The following is a 516-nucleotide window of genomic DNA, read 5'->3' on the forward strand; positions in this document are numbered from 1 at the left end:
GGATACGTTTCACTATGAGAGCCTGCGTGGACGTTATGTGAGCGTGATGGCCGGACCGGTTTTACAAATCAGTAAGCAGGTCAGTGCGTACGCCATGGCCGGAGTGGCTCACAGTCGGTGGTCCGGCAGTACAATGGATTACCGTAAGACGGAAATCACTCCCGGGTATATGAAAGAGACGACCACTGCCAGGGACGAAAGTGCAATGCGGCATACCTCAGTGGCGTGGAGTGCAGGTATACAGATTAATCCGGCAGCGTCCGTCGTTGTTGATATTGCTTATGAAGGCTCCGGCAGTGGCGACTGGCGTACTGACGGATTCATCGTTGGGGTCGGTTATAAATTCTGATTAGCCAGGTAACACAGTGTTATGACAGCCCGCCGGAACCGGTGGGCTTTTTTGTGGGGTGAATATGGCAGTAAAGATTTCAGGAGTCCTGAAAGACGGCACAGGAAAACCGGTACAGAACTGCACCATTCAGCTGAAAGCCAGACGTAACAGCACCACGGTGGTGG

Annotated in this window: 1 protein-coding gene and 1 pseudogene; both read left to right on the forward strand. The window is 52.9% G+C overall.

Features of this window, described 5'->3' with window-relative positions:
- Positions 1-349: pseudogene (lom, locus tag CSC62_RS17710) on the forward strand (outer membrane beta-barrel protein Lom); the annotation flags it as partial.
- A 64-nt stretch (positions 350-413) separates the two neighbouring features.
- On the forward strand, positions 414-516 hold a 103-nt coding region (locus tag CSC62_RS17715; protein WP_211369047.1), incomplete at its 3' end, for a prophage tail fiber N-terminal domain-containing protein.

Origin of the sequence: Pseudoxanthomonas jiangsuensis, assembly GCF_010093185.1 — a bacterium.
GTDB lineage: Bacteria > Pseudomonadota > Gammaproteobacteria > Xanthomonadales > Xanthomonadaceae > Pseudoxanthomonas > Pseudoxanthomonas jiangsuensis.